19 protein-coding genes and 1 riboswitch are annotated in these 22,616 nt (G+C 59.9%); of the genes, 8 read left to right on the top strand and 11 right to left on the bottom strand.

Annotated elements, in window-relative coordinates:
- Window positions 1-33: 33 nt before the first annotated feature.
- The 7 genes from M2366_RS19035 to M2366_RS19005 all read right to left on the bottom strand — a co-directional run bounded on the left by M2366_RS19035 (window position 34) and on the right by M2366_RS19005 (window position 7,033).
- Window positions 34-1,596 carry a cyclic diguanylate phosphodiesterase gene (locus tag M2366_RS19035; protein ID WP_259238078.1) on the bottom strand — a complete coding sequence of 521 codons (1,563 nt, stop codon included), beginning with the start codon at window positions 1,594-1,596 and terminating at the stop codon, window positions 34-36.
- A 223-nt stretch (window positions 1,597-1,819) separates the two neighbouring features.
- On the bottom strand, window positions 1,820-2,314 hold the full coding sequence (gene ilvN, locus M2366_RS19030; RefSeq protein WP_005899311.1) for an acetolactate synthase small subunit: 495 nt from the start codon (window positions 2,312-2,314) through the stop codon (window positions 1,820-1,822).
- Window positions 2,314-4,032, bottom strand: coding sequence for an acetolactate synthase 3 large subunit (locus tag M2366_RS19025; protein ID WP_259270416.1), 1,719 nt, complete (start codon window positions 4,030-4,032; stop codon window positions 2,314-2,316). Before M2366_RS19025 ends, ilvN begins: the two co-directional genes overlap by 1 nt.
- A gap of 382 nt (window positions 4,033-4,414) precedes the next feature.
- Window positions 4,415-4,567 (bottom strand): hypothetical protein, encoded by a 153-nt coding sequence (locus M2366_RS19020; protein WP_157013829.1) that lies wholly within the window; start codon window positions 4,565-4,567, stop codon window positions 4,415-4,417.
- Window positions 4,568-4,670: 103 nt separating this feature from the next.
- Complete coding sequence (locus M2366_RS19015; protein ID WP_259270415.1) at window positions 4,671-5,780, bottom strand: MJ1255/VC2487 family glycosyltransferase; 1,110 nt, start codon at window positions 5,778-5,780, stop codon at window positions 4,671-4,673.
- Window positions 5,777-6,280, bottom strand: a complete 504-nt coding sequence (locus tag M2366_RS19010) for a phosphatase PAP2 family protein (RefSeq protein ID WP_042039618.1) — start codon at window positions 6,278-6,280, stop codon at window positions 5,777-5,779. Before M2366_RS19010 ends, M2366_RS19015 begins: the two co-directional genes overlap by 4 nt.
- Window positions 6,281-6,409: 129 nt before the next feature.
- Window positions 6,410-7,033, bottom strand: a complete 624-nt coding sequence (locus M2366_RS19005; protein WP_042039617.1) for a TetR/AcrR family transcriptional regulator — start codon at window positions 7,031-7,033, stop codon at window positions 6,410-6,412.
- Between the two features lie 409 nt (window positions 7,034-7,442).
- Here M2366_RS19005 and leuA point away from each other — a divergent pair, with 409 nt between their 5' ends.
- From leuA to M2366_RS18980, 5 genes are all read left to right on the top strand, one after another.
- Window positions 7,443-9,005: a 2-isopropylmalate synthase gene (leuA, locus tag M2366_RS19000; protein WP_259270414.1), complete on the top strand. Its 1,563-nt coding sequence runs from the start codon at window positions 7,443-7,445 to the stop codon at window positions 9,003-9,005.
- A gap of 376 nt (window positions 9,006-9,381) precedes the next feature.
- The gene (gene leuB, locus M2366_RS18995; RefSeq protein ID WP_259270413.1) at window positions 9,382-10,467 is read left to right on the top strand and encodes a 3-isopropylmalate dehydrogenase; all 1,086 of its coding nucleotides are present in this window, start codon (window positions 9,382-9,384) and stop codon (window positions 10,465-10,467) included.
- A 22-nt stretch (window positions 10,468-10,489) separates the two neighbouring features.
- Entirely contained in the window at window positions 10,490-11,887 is a 1,398-nt protein-coding gene (gene leuC / locus M2366_RS18990; RefSeq protein WP_042039614.1) for a 3-isopropylmalate dehydratase large subunit, read from the top strand.
- A gap of 12 nt (window positions 11,888-11,899) precedes the next feature.
- Complete coding sequence (gene leuD, locus M2366_RS18985; protein WP_259270412.1) at window positions 11,900-12,499, top strand: 3-isopropylmalate dehydratase small subunit; 600 nt, start codon at window positions 11,900-11,902, stop codon at window positions 12,497-12,499.
- Between the two features lie 170 nt (window positions 12,500-12,669).
- Window positions 12,670-13,623 carry a transglutaminase domain-containing protein gene (locus tag M2366_RS18980; protein ID WP_404972813.1) on the top strand — a complete coding sequence of 318 codons (954 nt, stop codon included), beginning with the start codon at window positions 12,670-12,672 and terminating at the stop codon, window positions 13,621-13,623.
- A 90-nt stretch (window positions 13,624-13,713) separates the two neighbouring features.
- Here M2366_RS18980 and M2366_RS18975 read toward each other — a convergent pair whose 3' ends face one another.
- Window positions 13,714-14,004 carry a PilZ domain-containing protein gene (locus M2366_RS18975; protein WP_259270411.1) on the bottom strand — a complete coding sequence of 97 codons (291 nt, stop codon included), beginning with the start codon at window positions 14,002-14,004 and terminating at the stop codon, window positions 13,714-13,716.
- Window positions 14,005-14,087: 83 nt separating this feature from the next.
- Window positions 14,088-14,178: riboswitch (TPP riboswitch) on the top strand.
- Between the two features lie 43 nt (window positions 14,179-14,221).
- On the opposite strand from M2366_RS18975, the gene thiB reads away from it, so the two are divergent.
- The 3 genes from thiB to thiQ all read left to right on the top strand — a co-directional run bounded on the left by thiB (window position 14,222) and on the right by thiQ (window position 17,600).
- Window positions 14,222-15,211, top strand: a complete 990-nt coding sequence (gene thiB, locus M2366_RS18970; protein ID WP_259270410.1) for a thiamine ABC transporter substrate binding subunit — start codon at window positions 14,222-14,224, stop codon at window positions 15,209-15,211.
- The gene (thiP, locus tag M2366_RS18965; protein ID WP_259270409.1) at window positions 15,187-16,812 is read left to right on the top strand and encodes a thiamine/thiamine pyrophosphate ABC transporter permease; all 1,626 of its coding nucleotides are present in this window, start codon (window positions 15,187-15,189) and stop codon (window positions 16,810-16,812) included. Before thiB ends, thiP begins: the two co-directional genes overlap by 25 nt.
- Window positions 16,813-16,892: 80 nt before the next feature.
- Window positions 16,893-17,600 (top strand): thiamine ABC transporter ATP-binding protein, encoded by a 708-nt coding sequence (thiQ, locus tag M2366_RS18960; protein ID WP_259238057.1) that lies wholly within the window; start codon window positions 16,893-16,895, stop codon window positions 17,598-17,600.
- Window positions 17,601-17,670: 70 nt separating this feature from the next.
- On the opposite strand, the gene M2366_RS18955 is transcribed toward thiQ, so the two are convergent.
- From M2366_RS18955 to M2366_RS18945, 3 genes are all read right to left on the bottom strand, one after another.
- Entirely contained in the window at window positions 17,671-19,041 is a 1,371-nt protein-coding gene (locus M2366_RS18955; protein WP_042039607.1) for a PhoH family protein, read from the bottom strand.
- 217 nt (window positions 19,042-19,258) lie between these two features.
- Window positions 19,259-19,951, bottom strand: a complete 693-nt coding sequence (locus M2366_RS18950) for an NrdJb (RefSeq protein ID WP_259270408.1) — start codon at window positions 19,949-19,951, stop codon at window positions 19,259-19,261.
- Between the two features lie 10 nt (window positions 19,952-19,961).
- Complete coding sequence (locus M2366_RS18945; protein WP_259270407.1) at window positions 19,962-22,109, bottom strand: adenosylcobalamin-dependent ribonucleoside-diphosphate reductase; 2,148 nt, start codon at window positions 22,107-22,109, stop codon at window positions 19,962-19,964.
- Between the last annotated feature and the right edge of the window lie 507 nt (window positions 22,110-22,616).

The following is a 22,616-nucleotide window of genomic DNA, read 5'->3' as shown; positions in this document are numbered from 1 at the left end:
GGCCAAGGGCCGCTTTTTTATTGGTGATTAGCGTCACATCGACGATGTCTGCCCTCCATCTTTGCCAAAGGTGGTCATGATCTGTTCAAAGCCGACCATAGGCAAGGGGCGGCTAAACAGGTAGCCCTGCAGAAAATCGACGCCGTGAGCCTTGAGATAGTCCGCCTGTATCCGGGTTTCGACCCCCTCGGCCACCAGCATGAGACCGAGCCGGGTCGCCAGGTCGATGACGTTGTCCACTATGTGGCTGGAGAGGGCATCGGAACCTATCATGGCGACAAAACTCTGGTCGATCTTGAGGAAATCGACCTGAAACTTCTGCAGATACGTCAGGCTGGAGTGGCCGGTACCGAAGTCGTCGATGGCGATAAACACGCCGAGATTATGCAGCTCGGCAAACAGGCTATCTGTCATGGCATTGGGTTCAATCAGTTCACGTTCGGTCAGCTCCAGCACCAACTTGATGGGGTTGGCCTCGAATGCCTTGAGGAAAGCCCGGCAATCCTCCACCAGGCTGAGATCCTGACAATGGCGGGCGCAGATATTGAACGCGAAGTGAAAACCGACGGGTAACTCCCGGGCCTTGGGGGCGAAGCGCTCGCGCACCTGGCGCATCAAGTCGCTGGTCATGGGAATGATCAGGCCACTGGCCTCCGCCATGGGGATGAAACGATCCGGCGATATCATGCCCTGTTGCGGGTGTTGCCAACGCATCAGTACTTCACAACCGGTACACGCCTCATGGACGCCATCCATCACCGGCTGGAGATAGGGGATGAATTCCCCCTTGGCGAGCCCCCGTGCCAGCTCCTCCTCTGGCGACACCGGACGCCCCAACACCCAGAACGCCACCCCAGCCCCCAACAACGCCAAGATCAGGAAGAGCACCATGCTGCCATTGCTGTAATCCCTGGCTCGCTGCCAATATTGTTGCGGCGTGATACTCGAGCCCAATCGATAGGCATAACGCTGGGAGGCGAGACTGAACTTGCCCCCATCGAGATGAGGCTCCCCATCCAGGACGCGACCATTAGGACCCATCCAGCGTTGGCCCACCAGCAGCATCATGGGGACCTCGCGACTCATTAGTTGCAGCGTGTTGGCCAGGTAATAACCATCCACCCCCACCAGCACACTGCCCTCCTCCCCTTGGGCGCGGTAAACGATGAGGGCGCGATCCGGGGTGAGCGAGTTCCCCGGCGCCAGATCCAGCTGTCCCTGCACATAGCCGCTGGGGTCATAATCCTGGTCGTATTCGCCATAGAGGGAAGTGCAGTAGATGCGATTGCCTCGGGTCAGGTTGACGGTGCGCACATCCGGCACCGTCGCCACTTGGTGACGCAGTATCTGCTTGACGTTGGCACAGGGTTGACCCAGCAAGGGTTTGACCGTCATGGCCGCCTGATAGGCGTTATCCAGGGTACGATCGAACATGTCGCGAGCATGCTGCAATCTGGTCTGGTTATCTGCATTCATGTCACTCACTGTCTGCCAGCCGATGATGGTGGCACCAAGCAGCAGGATCACCAGGAAAACGAGACCAGACTGGACTCCTCGCATGATCTGTTGACGCAATTTGAAGCGGCGAAAAGGCATTGTGGACCCCGGGGTGATGGCGAAAAAGGCATCGATGATACTGGTTTGAATCTGCCTTGTAACCCGGCAATTGGCCAGTGGCAGATATAAATAATTGAATCAATAATGTGCCACCTCCCACCCGGCAAGCCAGAGATCACGATTGTGTTCCCCTATGCGCAGCCATCATCCTAACGAAAAAAAGAGCCCCGAAGGGCTCTTTTGGGACGAGAGTGAGAGGGACTCAGGCTCGCAGGGATTTCTCTGCCCGGGAGATACCACAAACCCCGGAACGCACCACCTCGATGATCTCGTTGGTCTGGGCCGCCGTCTTGATGAAGGCATCCAGCTTCTCGCTGGTACCCACCAGTTGGACAGTGTACTGATCCGGGGTCACATCGACTATCTGACCACGGAAGATATCCGCCAGCCGCTTCAACTCGTCGCGAGTACCGCCAATGGCACGGGCCTTGACCAGGGCTATCTCCCGCTCTATGTGCTCCCCTTCGCTCAAGTCACACACCTTGAGCACGTCCACCAGCTTGTGGAGTTGCTTCTGGATCTGCTCAAGTACCCGCTCATCACCCATGGTCACTATGGTCATGCGCGACAGGGTGGGATCCTCGGTGGGGGCCACCGTCAGGGTCTCGATGTTGTAGCCGCGCTGGGAGAAGAGACCCACCACACGGCTCAACGCGCCGGACTCGTTTTCCAACAGAACGGAAATAATATGTCTCATCAGGTTCTCTCCGTCTTGCTCAGCCACATCTCATCCATGGCGCCGAACTTGATCTGCATCGGATAGACGTGCTCATCGGGGTCGACCGAGATATCCATGAACACCAGCCGATCCTTCATGGCGAAGGCCTTCTCCATGGCGCTCTCAAGCTCCGCCGGATCGCTCACTGCCATGCCGACATGGCCATAGGCCTCCGCCAACTTGACGAAGTCCGGCAGTGACTCCATGTAGGAGTGACTGTGACGGCCGCCGTAGAACATCTTCTGCCACTGCTTGACCATGCCCAGCGCACGGTTGTTGATGGAGATGATCTTGATGGGCACCCCGTACTGCATGCAGGTAGAGAGCTCCTGGATGTTCATCTGTACCGAACCATCGCCGGTGACGCAGCACACCACGGCATCGGGGTTGGCAAACTGGACGCCCATGGCGGCCGGGATACCGAAGCCCATGGTGCCGAGGCCCCCTGAGTTGATCCACTGGCGCGGCTTGGCAAAGGGGTAGTAGAGGGCGGCGAACATCTGGTGTTGGCCGACGTCGGAGGAGACGAAGGCCTCCCCCTTGGTCACCTTGTAGAGGGTCTCGATAACCTGCTGTGGCTTGATCAGGGTGGGGTGAGTCTCGTAGGCCAGGCAGTTGCGGGAGCGCCACTGATCGATCTGGCTCCACCAATCTGCCATCGCCTGCTTGTCACTGTCGAAGCCACACTCGCCGATCACATCCAGCATCTGCTGCAACACGGTTTCTACCGAGCCGACGATGGGCACATGGGCCTGCACCGTCTTGGAGATGGAGGTGGGATCGATGTCGATGTGCACTATGGTCGCATTGGGACAGAACTTGGCCACGTTGTTGGTGACGCGGTCATCGAAGCGGGCACCCACGGCGAAGATCAGATCCGCGTTGTGCATGGTCTTGTTCGCTTCGAAGGTACCGTGCATGCCCAGCATGCCCACGAACTGCTTGTGGATGCCGGAGAACGCCCCCAGCCCCATGAGCGTGGTGGTCACCGGCAGGTTGAGCAGCTCGGCCAGCTTGGTCACCAGCTGATCCGCGTTGGCATTGATGGCACCGCCACCCACATACATGACCGGGCGCTGGGCCTCGGTCAGCAGCTTGGCCGCCCGCTTGATCTGGCCCTTGTGCCCGGCCTTGGTCGGGTTGTAGGAGCGCAGGGAGACAGTGTCGGGATACTGGTAGGGGAACTTTTCTTTCGGATTCTGCACATCTTTGGGCAGATCCACCACCACGGGCCCCGGGCGGCCAGTCGCAGCTATGTAGTAAGCCTTCTTGATGGCGTCGGGGATCTCGCTCGCCGTCTTGCACAGGAAGCTGTGCTTCACCACAGGACGGGAGATACCGATCATGTCGGTCTCCTGGAACGCATCCTCTCCGATCATGCTGGTCGGCACCTGGCCGGACAGGATCACCAGGGGAATGGAGTCCATGTAGGCGGTGGCGATACCGGTAATGCAGTTGGTCGCCCCCGGGCCCGAGGTCACCAGCACAGTCCCCACCTTGCCGGTGGAACGGGCGTAACCATCTGCCATGTGTACCGCCGCCTGCTCGTGGCGTACCAACACATGTTCCATCTTGCCGTTTTCGAAGAGGGCGTCATAGATGTCGAGCACTGAGCCACCCGGGTAGCCGAACACATGTTCAACCCCCTGATCCTCCAGCGCACGTACCACCATCTGAGCGCCTGATAACATCTCCATGATAAAGCCCTCCAGGCTTTGCTCCGTTTAGCAATTCTATCGACGGCTCCGCTGCTTCCCGGCACCACCCGGTCTGCCTGCTATTTCTTATGGGTCAGACGGAGTGAGTACGGAGCGCGATAGTTGAAAAATAGGGTTTGTCCATCATACCCCCACAAAAGGGGGTGAAAAACCAAGTTAACCCGCTTCCCCCGGCTTGTCCACGGCTTTATCTGACAATAACAGTCATAAATTTCAAACAGATATTAACATTTAGTGAGGGGGTCGAGAAAAATGGCATGATTGCCTGGATGCTTCGGAAGGGAGCAGTGGATCCTGCTGAAGAGGAAATTGTTGGCAGGGGAATGCCCATCCCGCGGGGATGGGCATTAGAGGGGGTAATCTAGGGATTGTCTTCCGGCTCGGCCAACCAGATCTGCTGATCCGGGTCAGTCTCCTCACAGACGGAGATACTGACGCCCATATCGAGCAACTCATGGAGAGTCAGACCATCTGCCAAGTTCATCACTTCACCATGCTCATTGGTAAAACGCATCTTGCTTATCCTCAGCTAGGGGGCACTCATCAGTCTAGTCCATTGGGCACGGTCCGGGCACTGAACGCCATGCCACCGCAGCCAGCCATCGGCCGTTGATGAGCTATTCGAAACTACCGAGCTGGGATAGCCAGGCCGTGCCAATGGACTCCCCTCCTTCCAACTCGCTCAGCCGATCGCCCACCTCTTCGGGAAACAACGCCTTGGCCCAGAGTCGCCGTGACAAGTTGGCCAGCGTCTCCTCGGCGCCCTCTGCCAGCCAGAGTGCCAGGGCCGTCGCCACATCCGGATAGACAATCTGCCCAGGCGACGGCGCATCGAGCCAGTTACGCACGGCATTGGCATCCAGACTGTCCATCAGCTGCGCCAATCCCATCAGTTCCAGGGTCTTGCCGTTAGTCAACTGCTCGAACTGGCCACCCAGCGGCTTGACCAGCAACTTCTTGCCCAGGGTCAGCGCCTCCGAGGCGAGCTCGAAACCGGCATTGGAGATGACTCCGCGACAACCGCAGAGCTGGGCCTTGAAACCATCCCTGGCCGGTGGCTCGAAGCGGATATTGCGCCACTGGGTGGTCGTGGTCACCCCTGGATGGAAACAGACAAACTGATGCTGGCTAAAGCGCGACAGCAGGGCCGCGATGGCATCTTGCTGCTCGAAGGGCAGATAGACCAGGATGCTGTGATTGTCGGGGGCCGGGCGCATGGCATCGACGATGGGGGGTAATAAAGGGAAACCAAAGTGGAACCAGTGCAGTCCCAGAGATTGCTGGACAGGGGCGTAGTGGCGCATCAACTGCTGGCTGAGCCGGTTTTCGCCCCAGCGAGGAACGGGCCAGTGGAAGCTGGCCTGATGACTGATGCTGAGGCTCGGCACCCCCTGCCGACGGGCCGCATGAGCGCTCAGGGGCTCGAAATCGCTGATGACAAGGTCATAGCGGCCACAATCCAGGCCCTTGAGATCCTGCCAGAAACGCAGTGGCGCCAACTGACGCGCCGTGTGCCAGGGGCTGACCTGCCCCTCACGGGTGACGAAGCTGAGCCCCCCGAAGCTGCGATAGTCACCGAAGGCCTCCATCTCGAAGTAACCGTCACGAGCACGGCCACTGAACAGATAATCCACCTCTATCCCTTGCGCGGCCAAGGCTTGCGCCAGGGTGCGGCTGCGACTGATATGGCCATTGCCCGTGCCTTGAACCCCGAACAGTACCCTCATCCCTGGCTCCAGCTCAGCGCCAGAGTGGCACAGCTCACCCCCAGCAGGGCACCGGCCAGCAGATCGCTGCCATAGTGCACCCCCAGCAGCAGCCGCGAGGCCGCCACCAGGCTCGCCCAGGCAAAGAGTGAACCGGCCCACTCTGGGTAGCTGGCGGCCAGCACTGTCGCCATCAGGAAAGCGGCCGCGGTATGACCAGAGGGCAGACTGTAGCGATCTGAGGGGGTGATGAAGACCGGTAATCCACTGGGACGAGCCCGTCTCAGACTGTTCTTGAGCAGCAGATAGAGCGGCAGTTCCAACACGAAGGCGAACAGCGCCGCCTCCACCGCCCCCTGGCCGCGCGCACCTTGCTGCCAGAGCAGCAGGGCCAGCAACAGATAGAGGGGGCCATCGCCACTGTGGGAGATGAGGCGACTTATCCGGGCCAATGTTCGGTTATAGGGATGGAGCAAGCAGAGCTGGCACACTCGCAGATCCCATTGCTGGATTTTATTCATCACCCTCGCCTCCTCGTCATCCTGAATGCCAGATTGAGGCGGTGGTATGACAAAAAGGTGAAGAGGGGATAACAGATTAATGAAAAAGGGCCTCATGGCCCTTTTCTCATCGTGCGGATCTCGAATGCGTCAGTTCAGACTGGGACGCAAGCCGGACTCCATCAAGCGACAGTTGTGGTTCGCCAATCGCGCCATGAACTGCTCATCGACCTTGAGGCCGAACACCTGCTCATAAAGCTCCTTCATCACGAAGGGCTGCCACATCATGCTGAGGAAGGAGACCTTCAGCATCTCGGGATCCGCATCGGCATTGAGCTCGCCGTTATCCTTCATGGCGGCCAGCAGGGCATCGAATTGAGGCATCTGCCGCTCGAGGAGGCGGTTCAGGACAAAATCCCGGCCCGGGCTCTTCTCACTGGATAAGGCACTGGAGATGGCAGAGGTCAGTTCGCTGTTTGGCGCCATCACCTGGTAGTAGGTGCTGAGCAGATCGTTGAGGCTGCGGTGGCTGCCCTCATCCTGCCAGGCTTGCTCCAGCGGCTCGGCGACATCCCCCAGCACCGCTTGATAGAGACCCTCTTTGCTACCGAAGTAGTAGTGGATCATCGCCAGGTTGGAGCCAGCTCGCTCGGCAATCTCACGGGTGGTGACCTTGCTGTAAGGGGTGCTCAAAAAGCGCTCTCGAGCAGCGGCGAGCAACTTGTCACGAATGTCAGAACGTCCAACCGGACGACCGGGTCTACGTTTTTCCATGAAATACCTCGAATGAATGCGCGAAAGGCTGATAAGTCGATACGTTTGTGCAGGTGATCGAGTGCAGCAGGAATGACCGGATAATCGAGCAAGCACCGAACATGGGACAAGGAAATTTGCACTCCTTTACAATTCGATTAAATAACGCAGGGGATCCCATGGGTAAAGTCCGGTTGACACAGGATAAAAAACTCGATATTGGTAAAGCATGACTGACTGGAAGGATTGTTCACCTCATGGATATTGCCGCTCAACAACTACTAAGCTCCCTAATCGCGACTTCTCGCGCGGGAACCTTGTAGCCGGGCTCAGGCAAAGCCGGTCATTACAAAAACCCGTGCAACCTGCACGGGTTTTTTTATGCCAATAGCAGGATGCACACCAAAGCACTTAGGAAGAGGGAAAACAGATGTCAAATCGAGTGATCATATTCGATACCACCTTGCGTGATGGTGAGCAGGCATTGGCGGCCAGTCTGACGGTCAAGGAGAAGCTGCAGATTGCCCTGGCCCTGGAGCGGCTCGGTGTCGACGTCATGGAAGTGGGTTTCCCCGTATCCTCCCCCGGCGACTTCAACTCGGTGCAGACCATAGCCCGCCACATCAAAGACAGCCGGGTCTGCGCCCTGGCCCGCGCCCTGCCCAAAGACATCGATGCCGCCGCCGAAGCCTTGAAGGTTGCCGAGGCATTTCGCATTCACACCTTCATCTCCACCTCCTCCATCCATGTGGAGAGCAAGCTGAAGAAGAGCTTCGAAGATGTGCTGGAGATGGGCATCAGCGCGGTCAGACATGCCCGCCGCTACACGGACGACGTGGAGTTCTCCTGCGAGGATGCGGGCCGCACCCCCATCGACAACCTGTGCCGCATGGTCGAGGCCGCCATCAAGGCCGGCGCCCGCACCATCAATATCCCGGACACTGTGGGTTACACTGTCCCGACCGAGTTCTCCGGCATCATCCAGATCCTGTTCAACCGGGTGCCCAACATCGATCAGGCCATCATCTCCGTCCATTGCCACGACGATCTCGGTCTCTCGGTGGCGAACTCCATCGGCGCCATCCAGATGGGCGCCCGCCAGATAGAGTGCACCATCAACGGTATCGGTGAGCGAGCGGGCAACTGCTCCCTGGAAGAGGTGGCGATGATCCTCAAAACCCGCGCCGACCTGCTCGGGGTTCACACCAACATCCGTCACAACGAGATCCACCGCACCAGCAGCCTGGTCAGCCAGCTGTGCAACATGCCGGTGCAACCAAACAAGGCCATCGTCGGCGCCAACGCCTTCTCCCACAGCTCCGGCATCCATCAGGACGGCGTGCTCAAGGCCAAAAACACCTACGAGATCATCACCCCCGAGAGCATCGGTCTGACTCAGAACAGCCTGAACATGACCTCCCGCTCCGGTCGCCACGTCATCAAGCACCGCATGGAGACCATGGGCTACGCCGAGAGCAGCTATGACCTCGACCATCTCTACGACAAGTTCCTCACCCTGGCCGACAAGAAGGGCCAGGTGTTCGATTACGATCTCGAAGCCCTCGCCTTCTTCAGTCAGATCCACGAAGAACCCGAGCACTTCAAGCTGGAGTACCTGGGCGTGCAGAGCGGCAGCTCGGTGCTCGCCACCGCCTCGGTCAAGCTGAAAGTGGGTCAGGAGACCATCAGTGAGGCCGCGACCGGCAATGGCCCTGTCGATGCCGTCTACCAGTGCATCAATCGCATCACCGGCTATGAAATTCGCATCGACAAATACGAACTCAAGGGCAAGGGGGAGGGCAAGAACGCCCTCGGCCAGGTCGACATCGTCGCCGAATACAAGGGACGCAAGTTCCACGGCATGGGCCTTGCCACCGATATCATCGAGTCCTCTGCCCAGGCGCTGATCCACGTGATCAACAGCATCTGGCGCGCCGATCAGGTCGCCGAGCAGATGGAACGCAATAACAACATCAAATCGGAAACCGTCTGAGCCGGGATCGGACCGACAATACCCAGTCCCTGAGCAGATGGAATGGAATAACAACATCGAATCGGAAACCGTCTGAACAGCGATCGGAGCGACAATGCCCAGTCCCTGAGCAGACGGAATCGAATAACAACATCGAATCGGAAACCGTCTGAGCCGTGATCGGAGCGACAATGCCCAGTCCCTGAACAGACGGAATGGAATAACAACATCGAATCGGAAACCGTCTGAACAGCGATCGGAGCGACAATGCCCAGTCCCTGAGCAGACGGAATGGAATAACAACATCGAATCAGCAGCCATCTGAGCCGCGATCGGACCTACAGAGTCCGCTCCCCAGACAGATGGAACGGAATGACAACATCAGGACGGAGACAGTATGAGCAGTTATCGGATCGCAGTATTGCCGGGTGACGGCATTGGCCCGGAAGTGATGGCCGAAGCTATCAAGGTGCTGGACAAGGTGCAGGCCAAGTTCGGCTTCTCCCTCGCCTATGACCGCCATGACGTGGGCGGCATCGCCATCGACAACCATGGTTCCCCCCTGCCCCAGAGCACCCTCGAAGGGTGTGAAGCCGCCGACGCCGTGCTGTTTGGCTCGGTGGGCGGTCCCAAGTGGGAGCATTTGCCGCCACAGAGTCAGCCTGAGCGCGGTGCCCTGCTGCCCCTGCGCGCCCACTTCAAACTGTTCTGCAACCTGCGTCCGGCCCGCATCTACACCGGTCTGGAGCAGTTCTCCCCCCTGCGTGCCGATATCTCGGATCGCGGCTTCGACATCGTCTGCGTGCGTGAGCTGACTGGCGGCATCTACTTCGGCCATCCCAAGGGGCGCGAGGGCGAAGGCGCCCATGAGAAGGCATTCGACACCGAGGTCTACCACCGCTTCGAGATAGAGCGTATCGCTCACCTCGCCTTCCAGGCCGCCCGGGTTCGTCGCAGCAAGGTCACCTCCATCGACAAGGCCAACGTGCTCGCCTCCTCCATCCTGTGGCGCGAGGTGGTGACTGAAGTGGCCAACTCTTACCCGGATGTGGCCCTGAGCCACATGTATATCGACAACGCCACCATGCAGCTCATCAAGGATCCGTCCCAGTTTGATGTACTGCTTTGCTCCAACCTGTTTGGCGACATTCTCTCCGACGAGTGCGCCATGATCACCGGCTCCATGGGATTGCTCCCCTCCGCCAGCCTGAACGACGCCGGTTTCGGCCTGTTCGAACCAGCAGGCGGATCTGCGCCGGACATCGCCGGTAAAGGGATCGCCAACCCCATCGCCCAAATTCTCTCTGCCGCTCTGATGCTGCGTTACAGCCTCAAGCAGGAAGATGCCGCCCTGGCCATCGAGAAAGCCGTGGCAGAGGCCCTGTCCGAAGGCTACTTCACCGCCGATCTGCATCAGGCCGATGCCCGTCATCCGGTGCAGAGCACGGCCGCCATGGGCGCCCAGATCGCCGCGCGCATCTAAACATCAGGAAGGAGTGAGCAAGATGGCAAAGACCCTCTATCAAAAAGTATTCGACGCCCATGTGGTCCGTGAAGTGGCAGGCGAGACGCCGCTCATCTACATCGACCGCCACCTGGTCCATGAAGTGACCAGCCCGCAGGCCTTTGACGGCCTGCGCGCCATGAATCGCCCCCTGCGCCGCCCGGACTTGACCTGGGCCACCATGGATCACAACGTCTCCACCACCACCAAGGACATCGCCGCCTCCGGCGAGATGGCCCGCATCCAGATGGAAACCCTGGCAGCCAACTGCAAGGAGTTCGGGGTCCGTCTCTACGATCTGAACCACAAATACCAGGGCATAGTCCACGTGATGGGGCCTGAGCTTGGCATCACATTGCCCGGCACCACCATCGTCTGCGGCGACTCCCATACCGCCACCCACGGCGCCTTCGGCTCCCTGGCCTTCGGCATCGGCACCTCCGAGGTGGAACACGTGATGGCGACCCAGACCCTGAAACAGGGCCGGGCCAAGACCATGCGCATCGAGGTACAAGGCAAGCTGGCCGAGGGGATCAGCGCCAAGGACGTGGTACTGGCCATCATAGGCAAGGTCGGCGCTGCCGGCGGTACCGGTTACGTGGTGGAGTTCGCTGGCGATGCCATCAGGGGTCTCTCCATGGAAGGGCGCATGACGGTGTGCAACATGGCCATCGAACTCGGCGCCAAGGCGGGGATGATAGCCCCGGATCAGACCACCATCGACTACATCCAGGGCAAGGTATTCGCCCCCACCGGCGAGTCGCTGGCACAGGCCATCGCCTACTGGCAGACCCTCAAGAGCGATGAAGGCGCAATATTCGATGCCGAGGTGGTGCTCAATGGCGCCGACATTGCGCCACAGGTAACCTGGGGCACCAACCCGGGCCAGGTGATCGCCGTCAATGAACCCATTCCGGCACCAGAATCCTTCAGCGATCTGATGGAGCAACAATCCGCCCGCAAGGCACTCGCCTACATGGACTTGCAACCGGGTCAGAAACTCAGCGATGTCAGCATCGACAAGGTGTTCATCGGCTCTTGCACCAACAGCCGCATCGAGGATCTGCGCGCCGCCGCCGCCATTGCACAAGGTCGCAAGGTTGCCGCCGGGGTGCAGGCGCTGGTGGTACCGGGTTCCGAGCAGGTAAAAGCCCAGGCCGAGGCCGAGGGGCTCGACAAGATCTTCATCGAGGCAGGCTTTGAGTGGCGCCTGCCCGGCTGCTCCATGTGTCTGGCCATGAACAATGACCGGCTGCAACCGGGGGAGCGCTGCGCCTCCACCAGCAACCGCAACTTCGAAGGGCGCCAGGGCCGCGCCGGCCGCACCCATCTGGTGAGCCCGGCCATGGCCGCCGCCGCCGCCGTCACCGGTCGTTTCGCCGATATTCGCGCACTGTAAGAGGACATAACGATGACAGGATTCAAACAGCATAAAGGGATCGTCGTCCCCCTCGACAGCGCCAACGTCGACACCGACGCCATCATTCCCAAACAGTTTTTGCAAAAAGTGAACCGCACCGGCTTTGGCAAGCACCTGTTCCACGACTGGCGCTTCCTGGATGATGCGGGCCAGCAACCCAACCCCGAGTTCGTGCTGAACCAGCCGCGCTACGCAGGGGCCAGCATCTTGCTGGCCCGGGAGAATTTCGGTTGTGGTTCGAGTCGCGAGCACGCCCCCTGGGCGCTGGCGGATTATGGCTTCAAGACCATCATTGCCCCGAGCTTCGCCGACATCTTCTACGGCAACGCCATCAACAACGGCATGGTGCCGGTGCGTCTGAAGGAAGAGGAAGTCGAGGCCCTGTTCCAGCTGGTCGCCGCCACCCCAGGTCTGCAGATCGAGGTGGATCTGGAGGCCAACCAGGTGCGCGCCGGTGCGCTCTGCTTTAGCTTCGAGATCGATGAATTCCGCCGCTACTGCCTGCTCAACGGCCTGGATGCCATAGGCCTGACCCTGCAGCACGAGGCCGCCATCGATGCTTTCGAAGCTCGGCAACCGAGCTGGATCTGAGTCTGAACATCATCGATGCCTGACGGACGACGTCACCACATCGCCACCCGGGATCGGGATGCCATCGACGTCAGGCAGGTCAGCTGACGCTGAACGCTGTAGTATGAACGGGGAGCCTTGGCTCCCCGTTTTCATGGCTGTGCCGACCCCACAGGAGATGTTGACCCCCGATGAGCAGAACCCTCTTAGTCATGACATGGCGCCTCTCTTTGCTGCTGAGCCTGGGCGGGATAAATCAGGCGCTTGCCGCCCAGAGCCACTTTATCAACAGCGCAGGTCTGCTCAATGTGGGCTGGCAGGACAACAAAGGGGAGACCCAGCAACTCAGCTATCAGTTGGCGACCGGTTCCTTGCCGCCGCTTATCGCCTATCGCCCGGCACGGATGCAAGAAGATGTCTGGCAGAGCCTGCTGCGCGAGGCGAATGACAAGTTTCCCGAGGTGCAGTTTTCCCTGGCAAGGCCCGCCTTCGAGCTGAGCCTCAAGAGTCGTAACCAGGATAAGGCGCAAGCGGCCATCGCCTGGGTGAAGAGTCGCCGCGCCGAACTGGAGCAGGGGTGGCTGCGGCAATACTACTTCCAGTACTTCATCCCGCCCGATGGCAGCAGAGCCATCAAGCAGGATCATGTGCGCATTGCCCTGGAGAGCCGCAACGAACTGGCGCCCCTTGCCGACCTGCTCAAACAGGGGGGGGCCACCGAGTTTGAGGCCTATCAGAACACCACGGCCCGGGTGCTCGATTTTGTGCAGAACATTCCCTACTTGCTGCTCGATGAACCCAGCGGCCGGGGGGGACGAGGTCTGCTTACCCCCCGTCAGGTGCTGGAGCAGAATAGTGGGGATTGCGACAGCAAGGTGACCCTGATGGCAGCGCTGCTGGCGCAGCTCTTCCCAGAACTCCCCCAGATCATGGTATTCGTACCGGGCCATGCCCTGCTCGGGATCGCACTGCCCGTCCAGAGCAGCCAGGAGAGCCTGATGTGGGAAGGTCAACGCTACCTGTTGATGGAACCAACCGGCCCCGCCGAGTTACCCCCAGGCCAGCTGGCCGCGAGCAGCAAGACGCTGGTAGACAGTGGCCAGTTGAGTATTCAGGCGGTGCGCGCCGAGGCGGCGGGGGAATAACAGGGTCGATGGGAGCCACTGCATGTCGAGCCCACTTTCGCGCCGCAAGCAGACCGGAGATGGATGATGCAACGCCCCGCGAGCGCCCTATCAACTGATGGGCAGGAACTCCACCGCCAGCAAGGCCCCCTCTTGCGCATCCAGCTCCCGGATGATGCGCGCCTGAGCCTCGAACGGTGGCAACAGGTTGCTGTGGGTGGCCAGGCTGACCCGGATCGGCAGACCGAGCTCCAGATTGTGCTCATTGACCAATATGCCCATGCCCGTGGCGCTGAGATCCCGGCAGATCCCCATCAGCACGGTATCGCCCTGATAGAGGGTGATAGGGGCATTGATAATCATGCGCTGGAAGGCGCGCCTTTCCTTGGTACTGATGATCACGCAGAACTCCTCTCTCGACTGGGGCCTGGCCCAACACCAGATTGTGCTGGCCTGCCCTCCAGAAGGTTAATACAATGCGACTCCTTGCTCAAACGGGGTGCGCCCAGGCGCTGAGATGATACCCGTGAACCTGATCCAGATAATGCTGGCGGAGGAATTTGAGGCTAGAGGCGCACAGCGCCTCCTCATCCGTCGGCACCTCACAGGAGTGCCATAGATGAAAACCATGCTCACTGCCGCCGCTGGCCTGTTGATCTCCGTCGCCGCCAACGCAGCCTCGCCCCAGATTCTCACCGTCTATACCTATGACTCTTTCGCCTCCGAGTGGGGACCCGGTCCCAAGATCAAGCAAGCCTTCGAGCAGCAGTGTGCTTGCACCCTCAATCTTGTTCCCCTCGAAGATGGGGTCGCCATCCTCAACCGGTTGCGCCTCGAAGGGGGCCATGGCAAGGCGGATCTGGTATTGGGACTGGATGATGCGCTGGTGGCAGAGGCCAAGAAGAGCGACCTCTTTGCCAAGCATCATACCGATTTGAGCGCCCTCAAGGTGCCGGGTGGCTGGCAAGACGACACCTTCGTCCCCTACGACTACGGCTACTTCGCCTTCGTCTACAACAAGGACAAACTCAAGCAGCCCCCCACTAGCCTGAAAGAGCTGGTCGAGCGCCCGGATCTCAAGGTGATCTATCAGGATCCGCGCACCTCCACCCCGGGTCAGGGGCTGATGCTGTGGATGAAGTCGGTCTACGGGGATGAGGCGCCTGCAGCCTGGGCTCAGCTTGCCAAGAAGACGGTCACCGTCACCAAGGGCTGGTCCGAGGCCTATGGCATGTTCATGGATGGCGAGGCTGACATGGTGCTCTCCTACACCAGCTCCCCCGCGTATCATCTGATTGCCGAGCAGAAGAGCCAGTATCAGGCTGCCACCTTTAGCGAAGGCCACTATCGTCAGGTGGAAGTGGCCGCCAAGCTGGCGGGCAGCAAGCAGGAGAAGCTGGCGGATCAGTTTCTTCAGTTCATGATAAGTCCCGCCTTCCAGCAGGTGATCCCGACCGGCAACTGGATGTATCCGGTGATCAATACCGAATTGCCCAAAGGCTTCGAACAGATGATCACCCCGGCCAAGACCCTGAGCTTCTCCTCTGATGAGGTGGCGAGCAACCGCAAGGGCTGGATCCGCGAGTGGCTGCAAGCCGTCACTCAGTGAATCAGACCCGCCCCTGCTGGTGGCTGCCGGGTCTCGGCGCCACCAGTCTCATCTTGTTGCTAGCCCTGGGGCCCCTGCTGGCCCTGTTGTGGCAGGCGGGGACCCTCTCCCTGTCAGGCCTGCTCGCAGACCCCTATCTGCGCCATGTACTGGGTTTCAGTCTGGGGCAGGCCCTGCTCTCCACCCTGCTTAGCCTGGGTCTCGCCATTCCGGTGGCCCGCGCCCTGGCCCGGCGTCGCTTCCCCGGCCGTCGCCTGCTGCTCAAACTGTTCGGTCTCTCCCTGGTGCTGCCGGTCATCATCGCCATCTTCGGCATAGTGGCGGTCCATGGCCGCCAGGGCTGGCTGCCGCAGCTGCTGCGAGCCCTCGGCCTGGATCCTGGCAACTATCTGTATGGCCTGTTTGGCATCTTGCTGGCCCATGTCTTCTTCAACATGCCCCTGGCGGCCCGCCTGCTGCTGCAGAGCCTGGAGACCATCCCCGAATCGAGCTGGCGACTGGCCAGTCAGCTGGGCATGCGCTCCTCACACATCTTCCGCTTGCTGGAGTGGCCGCTCATTCGCGCCGCCCTGCCGGGGCTCGCCAGCCTCATCTTCATGCTCTGTTTCACCAGCTTCACCACTGTGCTGGCCCTGGGGGGCGGCCCCAAGTCCACCACCCTGGAAGTTGCCATCTATCAGGCACTGCGCTTCGACTTTGATCTCGCCACCGCCGGGGGCCTGGCCCTGATGCAACTGCTGCTGACCGCCGCGCTCCTGGTGCTACAACACAAGCTGCAGACCAGTCCCGCCAGCCGGGTCAGCCGGGGGCGCACCTGCCTGCGCCCGGACCGCCTGCAGCCCGGTACGCGATGGGTGGACAGTCTGGTGCTGCTGCTTGGGATTGGCATTTTCCTGCCCCCCCTGCTGGCCATACTGGTGGCCGGGCTCAATCCCGCCTTGCTCACGGCACTCGGCTCCGCCGCCTTGTGGCAAGCGGCGGGCCACTCACTGCTCATTGCCATCGGCGCCGGCCTGTTCGCCACCCTGCTCGGCTGCGCCCTGTTGCTCACCAGCCGTCATCTCAAGGTCCGCAAGCGCAGGCGCCGCGCCGCCGCGCTCTGGGAGGCCAGCGGCGCCATGATCCTGATGATACCGGCCGTGGTGCTCAGCACCGGCCTCTTCATCCTGTTCATGCCCTTCACCGATGTGTTCGCCCTCGCCCCCTGGCTGGTCGTGCTGGTCAATGCCCTGATGGCGCTGCCCTATGTGCTGCGCACCCTCTCGGCCCCCATGCAACTGGTGGTGCGTCAATATGACCGATTGGCCGACAGCCTGGGCGTGAGCGGCCTGAACCGCCTGCGTCTGGTGGAGTTGCCGCTGCTGCGCCGCCCTCTCGCCCTGGCCATGGCGCTGTCGATGATCTTGTCTCTGGGGGATCTCGGTGCCATCGCCATGTTTGGCAGTCAGAGCCTCACCACCCTGCCCTGGCTGCTCTACCAGCAGCTCGGCAGCTACCGGCTGACCGAGGCGGCCGCCACCGCCCTGCTGTTGTTACTCTTGTGTCTCTCGCTGTTCTGGCTGGTAGAGCGGGGGCTTGGAGGGAAAAATGCAGCACATTAAGACGCTGACCATCTGCTGCCGCTTGTCTGGCCAGCCCTTGGCATCAATGACTGGTCGAACGACACCTTTGAGGGGAAAACATGCTGATCATCGATGAGCTGGTCACCAGCTACCCGGACTGGCGCGTGAGCTTCAGTGCCCGACTCGCGCCGGGCCAGATCACCGCCCTGATAGGGCCAAGCGGCGCGGGAAAATCGACCCTGCTCGGCATGATCGCCGGCTTCGTACCGGTCGAATCCGGCGCACTCACCTTCTGCGATGAGGATCTGCTGCCGCTGGGACCCGCAGCCCGCCCGGTCACCACCCTATTTCAGGATCACAACCTCTTCTTGCATCTGTCGGTGTTCGACAACATCGCCATCGGCCTGCACCCTGGCCTGCGTCTCAATCCTGCCCAGCGCCAGCAAGTCACAGACGCCGCCCGGCGGGTAGGACTCGGTGAGATGCTGACCCGATTGCCCGAGCAGCTCTCCGGCGGTCAGCAGCAGCGAGTCGGCCTGGCTCGCGCCCTGGTGCGCGGCAAGCCGCTGCTGCTGCTCGATGAGCCTTTCTCTGCCCTGGACCCCGCCCTGCGCAGGGAGATGCTGGCGGAGGTTGCGGGCCTCGCCCGCGAGCAGAACATCACTGTGCTCATGGTCTCTCACAACCCGGAAGATGCCGAGCTTATCGCCGATCAGTTGCTGTTCGTCGATGAGGGACGTATCGCCCTGCAGGGGCTGCCCAGTCTGCTGCGCGACTCGGACCACCCGGGCTTGCGCCGTTACCTCGGCCTCTCCCAAGGGGCCTGACTGGCATCGAATGCCAGCCATGAAAGAGGGGAGCCACAGGCTCCCCTCTTTGTCATCTTGAGGATGAACGTCAGAGATTCTCTTCGGCAAAGGAGGCGAGTCGACTGCGCACCACGCCGTTGAGGTAGATGTTGGCACTGCCCTCGAAATCCTTGAAGCGCTCGACTATGTAGGTCAACCCCGAGGTCACAGGACTCAGGTAATTGGAGTCTATCTGGGCCAGGTTGCCGGAGCAGACTATCTTGGTCCCTTCACCGCAACGGGTGATGATGGTCTTGAGCTGGGAGGCGGTCAGGTTCTGGCACTCGTCCAGCAGCACGAAGGTATTCTGTATGCTGCGTCCACGCATGAAGTTGACCGATTTGAACTGGATGTTGGCCTTCTCCATGATGTAGCTGAGCGAGCCACTCATGTTCTCATCCTGTTTGTGCAGCACCTCCAGGGTGTCGGTGACCGCCGCCAGCCAGGGCATCATCTTCTCCTCTTCCGTCCCCGGCAGGAAACCGATGCTTTCGGCTATTTCAGGGGTGTTGCGGGTGACGATCACCTTCTCGTAGATCCCCTTCTCGATCACCAGCTCCAGGGCCGCCGCCATGGCGAGCAGCGTCTTGCCGCAACCAGCCGGGCCGGTCAGGATCACCAGATCGATATGGGGATCGAGCAGGGCGTCCAGGGCCATGCCCTGATAGATGTTCTTGGGATGTATTCCCCAGGCCTTGCGTGACATCAGCCGCTCGCGGCCCAGATCCCGCAACCGGATGTGCTGCTCATCATGGGCAAGCACCCGGGCTGCGAAGAAGTTCTCCTCGTCAATCAGGTACTGGTTGACGTGTACGTGATCGAGCAGCTTGGTCTCGACCACATGCACCGTCTCCCGGCCATGGGTCTCGCTCTCGCACTCGCCGACCCGCTCCCAGAAGCTGCCGGGCACCTGCTGGAAGCCCTTGGCCAGCAAGCGAATATCGTCGATAAGCTGATCGGAACGATAGTCCTCCACCCGGGACAGACCGGCCCCTTTGGCCTTGAGGCGCATGTTGATATCTTTGGTGACCAGCACCACCTGGCGTTTTGACTCGTGCTTTTGCAGGTAGAGGGCGGCGTTGATGATGCGGTTGTCCGCCTCCTTGTCGGTGAAGATCTCGGCATCCTGAGGCAGATGGTGGTCGCTGAAGATGGAGATGCGGCCCGATGCCTCACCCGCCAGGGGCACCCCGCTGGTGATCTGCTCCGGGGTCGCATCGCGGAACACATCTTCCAGGGCGCGGATCGCGACGCGTGCATCCCGACTCACATCCTTCTGACGATCCTTGATGTTATCCAGCTCTTCGAGCACCGTCATGGGGATCAATACGTCGTGTTCTTTGAAGGAGTAAATCGCGAGGGGTTCGTGTAACAGAACGTTGGTATCCAGGATAAACAGCTTCCGGTCCGTATTGTCCATAAGCATCCTCCTTGGCACTGGGGGTGCCACGTGTGTGAATCTCAGATGTCATTGAAACCACACGGCCGTGACAGTTTTATTACTTCCAACGCTACGCCCGAATTTACCGACGCGCAACAAATCCCTTAACGCGCTCAATCAGTTGAACACAAAATAATCAACAAAAGAGCCGGCACAGTGGCCGGCTCTTCTACCCTCACACTTATCTCTCAGGGGCTCAACCGCACTTGGAGTCGCCACAGTTGAGACAGGTCAGGCAACCATCCTTTTGAACAAGCGCCTTGGTGTGGCACTTGTAGCAGAGCCCTGCACTGGCCGGGAAACCGCTCGCCCCTTGCTCATGACTCTCTTGCACCTCGGGTTTGGCAGCGCCCTGCAACTCGGCCTGCTTTTTCGCCAGAAACTGCTGCTGGTGCTCATCCAGCCCCACGGGTTTGATCATGCCTATCTCGGTGAGATGAGCCTCGATCACGTTGCCAATCTCGGCGATAAGCGACGGAACATACTTACCCTTGTTCCAGTAACCCCCCTTGGGATCGAACACGGATCGCAGCTCCTCGACCAGAAAGGTCACATCCCCCCCTTTGCGGAACACCGCCGAGATGATCCGGGTCAGCGCCACTATCCACTGGTAGTGCTCCAGACTCTTGGAGTTGATGAAGATCTCGAACGGACGGCGCGTCTCATGAACCGTGCCCTCGTTGAGAATGATGTCGTTGATGGTGATGAACAACGAATGCTCCGAGACATGTTCCGGCGTCTTGAGCTTGTAAGTCGTGCCCATCAGCCGTTCAGGGCGCAGCACTGTCTCGTGCATCTGGACCACCTCAGACTCAGGGGCAGGCTCCTGAGGTTCATCGCGGGTACGCACCTTGTAGGCGGTGATTTTCTTGTCGATCTTCTTAACCATGGTCATCGTCTCAGAATTTACCGTAATAGCCTTCTTTCAAGGCGTCATAGAGGTTGGCCGCGGTGTGCAGCTCGCCGTCGTACTCGATCTCTTCGTTGCCCTGTACGCTGACCACAGAGCCATCTTCCAGGGTGAATTCATAGCAAGTGTTCGCGAGATCCTGCTCCTTCACCAGCACCCCCTGGAACACCTCGGGGTTGAAGCGGAAGGTGGTGCAGCCCTTGAGACCCGCATCCGAGGCATGCATGTAGATATCCTTGAACTGCTCGAACGGGAAATCGGTCGGCACATTGGCGGTCTTGGAGATGGAGGAGTCTATCCAGCGCTGGGCGGCGGCCTGGATATCGACATGCTGAGTCGGCGTGATGTCATCGGCCGTGATGAAGTAGTCCGGCAAATGGCTTCCCTCATCGGTGCCATGGGGCATGGCATCGGCATTGATCAGCGCCCTGTAGGCCAGCAATTCGAAGGAGTAGACATCGACGCTCTCCTTGCTCTTCTTGCCCGCTTTGATGACGTTGCGGCTGTAGTGATGAGCAAAACTCGGCTCTATGCCATTGCTGGCATTGTTGGCAAGGGACAGCGAGATAGTACCAGTGGGCGCTATGGAGCTGTGGTGGGTGAAGCGACCACCCAGCTCAGCCAGCTCGGCCACCAGAGCAGGATCTACCTCGGCCACCTGCTGCATGTAACGGCTGTAGCGAGCATGCAGCACCCGGCCCTTCACCTTGTCACCCAGCTTGATGCCATCTGCCGCCATTTCGGGGCGCAGCCGCAGCATCTTGCCCGTCACCTCAAACTCCTGCGCCATGATGGGCGCCGGACCCTTCTCCCTGGCCAGCGCCAGGGATTCCCGCCAGCCGGTCATGGCCAGCTCCTGGGCGACCTGCTCGGTGAAGGCGACCGATGCCGCCGAGCCGTAGCGCAGTTGCAGCATGGTCAGTGCCGATCCCAACCCGAGAAAGCCCATGCCGTGGCGGCGCTTGTTGATGATCTCTTCCCGCTGTTTGGCGAGCGGCAACTGATTGATCTCCACCACGTTGTCCAGCATGCGCGTGAAGATGGCCACCACTTCACGGAAGGCCTGCCAGTCAAACTGGGCACTGGCCGTGAAGGGATCGCGCACAAACCTGGTCAGGTTGACCGAGCCGAGCAGACAGGCGCCATAGGGAGGCAGCGGCTGCTCGCCACAGGGGTTGGTGGCGCGGATCTCCTCGCAGAACCAGTTGTTGTTCATCTCGTTGACCTTGTCGATCAAGATGAAGCCAGGTTCGGCATAGTCATAGGTGGAGGCCATGATGAGATTCCACAGCTTGCGGGCCGGCATGTTCTTGTAGACCTTGCAGGCCACCTGACCCAGCTCGTTGAGCTGCACTCCCTGCCGGTTTGGCCAGTCGGCCCACACGACCAGCTTGGGATCATCCAGCGCGATGCCATCCTGGCTGATCTCCTGCCGGGTGTAGGGGAAGATAAACTGCCAGGGCGCATCAGCCTTCACCGCCGCCACGAACTCTTCGGTGATGAGCAAGGAGAGGTTGAACTGGCGCAGGCGGCCATCTTCACGCTTGGCCTGAATGAAATCGGTCACGTCGGGGTGACGAATATCCATGGTGCCCATCTGGGCACCACGGCGACCGCCGGCTGACGAGACGGTGAAACACATCTTGTCGTAGATATCCATGAAGGAAAGCGGCCCCGAGGTATAGGCACCCGCACCGGAGACGAAGGCTCCACGCGGCCTCAGGGTCGAGAAGTCATAACCGATGCCGCAACCCGCCTTCAGGGTCAGCCCAGCCTCATGTACCTTGGCCAGTATGTCATCCATCGAATCTTCTATGGTGCCGGACACGGTGCAGTTGATGGTTGAGGTGGCAGGCTTGTGCTCGAAGGCGCTAGCATTGGAGATAATACGACCGGCCGGAATGGCGCCCTGGCGCAGTGCCCACAAGAAACGCTCATACCAGGCATCGCCATCCTGCTCTTGAGCCGCCAGGGCACGAGCCACCCGCTGATAGGTCTCATCAATGGAGCCATCGACTGGATCCCCCTCCTTGCGCTTGAGGCGATACTTGCTGTCCCAGATCTCCAGGGACGTCTCCTGCAGGGGAATAAGAGGGCTGAGCCGTGCGGGCTCGCGTACTGAATTGGATTTTGTCATCAAGAATCAACCTTCTGTCATGCAGCCAAGAACAGCGGTCAACATACTACCCATTGTGTTAACTTTAATTTAAAACACAATATATAGCGTTTAACCTGAAGTGTAGCGCATCATCTGCCGCTGAGGGGGCGCATTCTAACGCAAAGAAATCCCCTGACCAGCCGAGATCGACACCAGGGTGAGTGAGTGATTAATTTAGGCGCAGATCTTGATGCAGACCTTGATGGTGTTGAGGCAGCCAGCCTGCGGCAACGGCAGACTTCGGCCCCCTCATTCGGATCAAGACAGGCATTCAGCAACAGAGAACAGCATCATGGAGTGAGAGATAGCGGGTCTGGCGAGTATTTATTAGCCAATCAGCTCGGTTTTCACATCGATATGCAGCTGGAAGAGGGGGTGGTGGAGATGCTGTTGCCGTGTGGCGGGTCAGGGGAATAAGCCGAGCTCCCATCGGTTAGCTCAGCATGGCAGTCTGGCTCGGCAGACCCGCTGGCAAGCACTTGCCAG

The sequence above is a fragment of the Aeromonas sp. BIGb0405 genome (assembly GCF_024807335.1).
GTDB lineage: Bacteria > Pseudomonadota > Gammaproteobacteria > Enterobacterales > Aeromonadaceae > Aeromonas > Aeromonas rivuli.
Note: the sequence above shows the minus strand (reverse complement) of the source record. Positions and strands in the feature narration are given on the sequence as shown.

Coding starts and splice junctions, on each gene's coding strand:
- M2366_RS19005 (WP_042039617.1), bottom strand. CDS start 7,033: ATGGAAAAACGTAGACCCGGTCGTCCGGTTGGACGTTCTGACATTCGT.
- M2366_RS19015 (WP_259270415.1), bottom strand. CDS start 5,780: ATGAGGGTACTGTTCGGGGTTCAAGGCACGGGCAATGGCCATATCAGT.
- leuC (WP_042039614.1), top strand. CDS start 10,490: ATGGCAAAGACCCTCTATCAAAAAGTATTCGACGCCCATGTGGTCCGT.
- M2366_RS19035 (WP_259238078.1), bottom strand. CDS start 1,596: ATGCCTTTTCGCCGCTTCAAATTGCGTCAACAGATCATGCGAGGAGTC.
- M2366_RS19020 (WP_157013829.1), bottom strand. CDS start 4,567: ATGCGTTTTACCAATGAGCATGGTGAAGTGATGAACTTGGCAGATGGT.
- leuB (WP_259270413.1), top strand. CDS start 9,382: ATGAGCAGTTATCGGATCGCAGTATTGCCGGGTGACGGCATTGGCCCG.
- M2366_RS19025 (WP_259270416.1), bottom strand. CDS start 4,032: ATGGAGATGTTATCAGGCGCTCAGATGGTGGTACGTGCGCTGGAGGAT.
- M2366_RS19010 (WP_042039618.1), bottom strand. CDS start 6,280: ATGAATAAAATCCAGCAATGGGATCTGCGAGTGTGCCAGCTCTGCTTG.
- M2366_RS18955 (WP_042039607.1), bottom strand. CDS start 19,041: ATGGACAATACGGACCGGAAGCTGTTTATCCTGGATACCAACGTTCTG.
- thiB (WP_259270410.1), top strand. CDS start 14,222: ATGAAAACCATGCTCACTGCCGCCGCTGGCCTGTTGATCTCCGTCGCC.
- M2366_RS18980 (WP_404972813.1), top strand. CDS start 12,670: ATGAGCAGAACCCTCTTAGTCATGACATGGCGCCTCTCTTTGCTGCTG.
- M2366_RS18950 (WP_259270408.1), bottom strand. CDS start 19,951: ATGGTTAAGAAGATCGACAAGAAAATCACCGCCTACAAGGTGCGTACC.
- ilvN (WP_005899311.1), bottom strand. CDS start 2,314: ATGAGACATATTATTTCCGTTCTGTTGGAAAACGAGTCCGGCGCGTTG.
- leuA (WP_259270414.1), top strand. CDS start 7,443: ATGTCAAATCGAGTGATCATATTCGATACCACCTTGCGTGATGGTGAG.
- leuD (WP_259270412.1), top strand. CDS start 11,900: ATGACAGGATTCAAACAGCATAAAGGGATCGTCGTCCCCCTCGACAGC.
- M2366_RS18945 (WP_259270407.1), bottom strand. CDS start 22,109: ATGACAAAATCCAATTCAGTACGCGAGCCCGCACGGCTCAGCCCTCTT.
- thiQ (WP_259238057.1), top strand. CDS start 16,893: ATGCTGATCATCGATGAGCTGGTCACCAGCTACCCGGACTGGCGCGTG.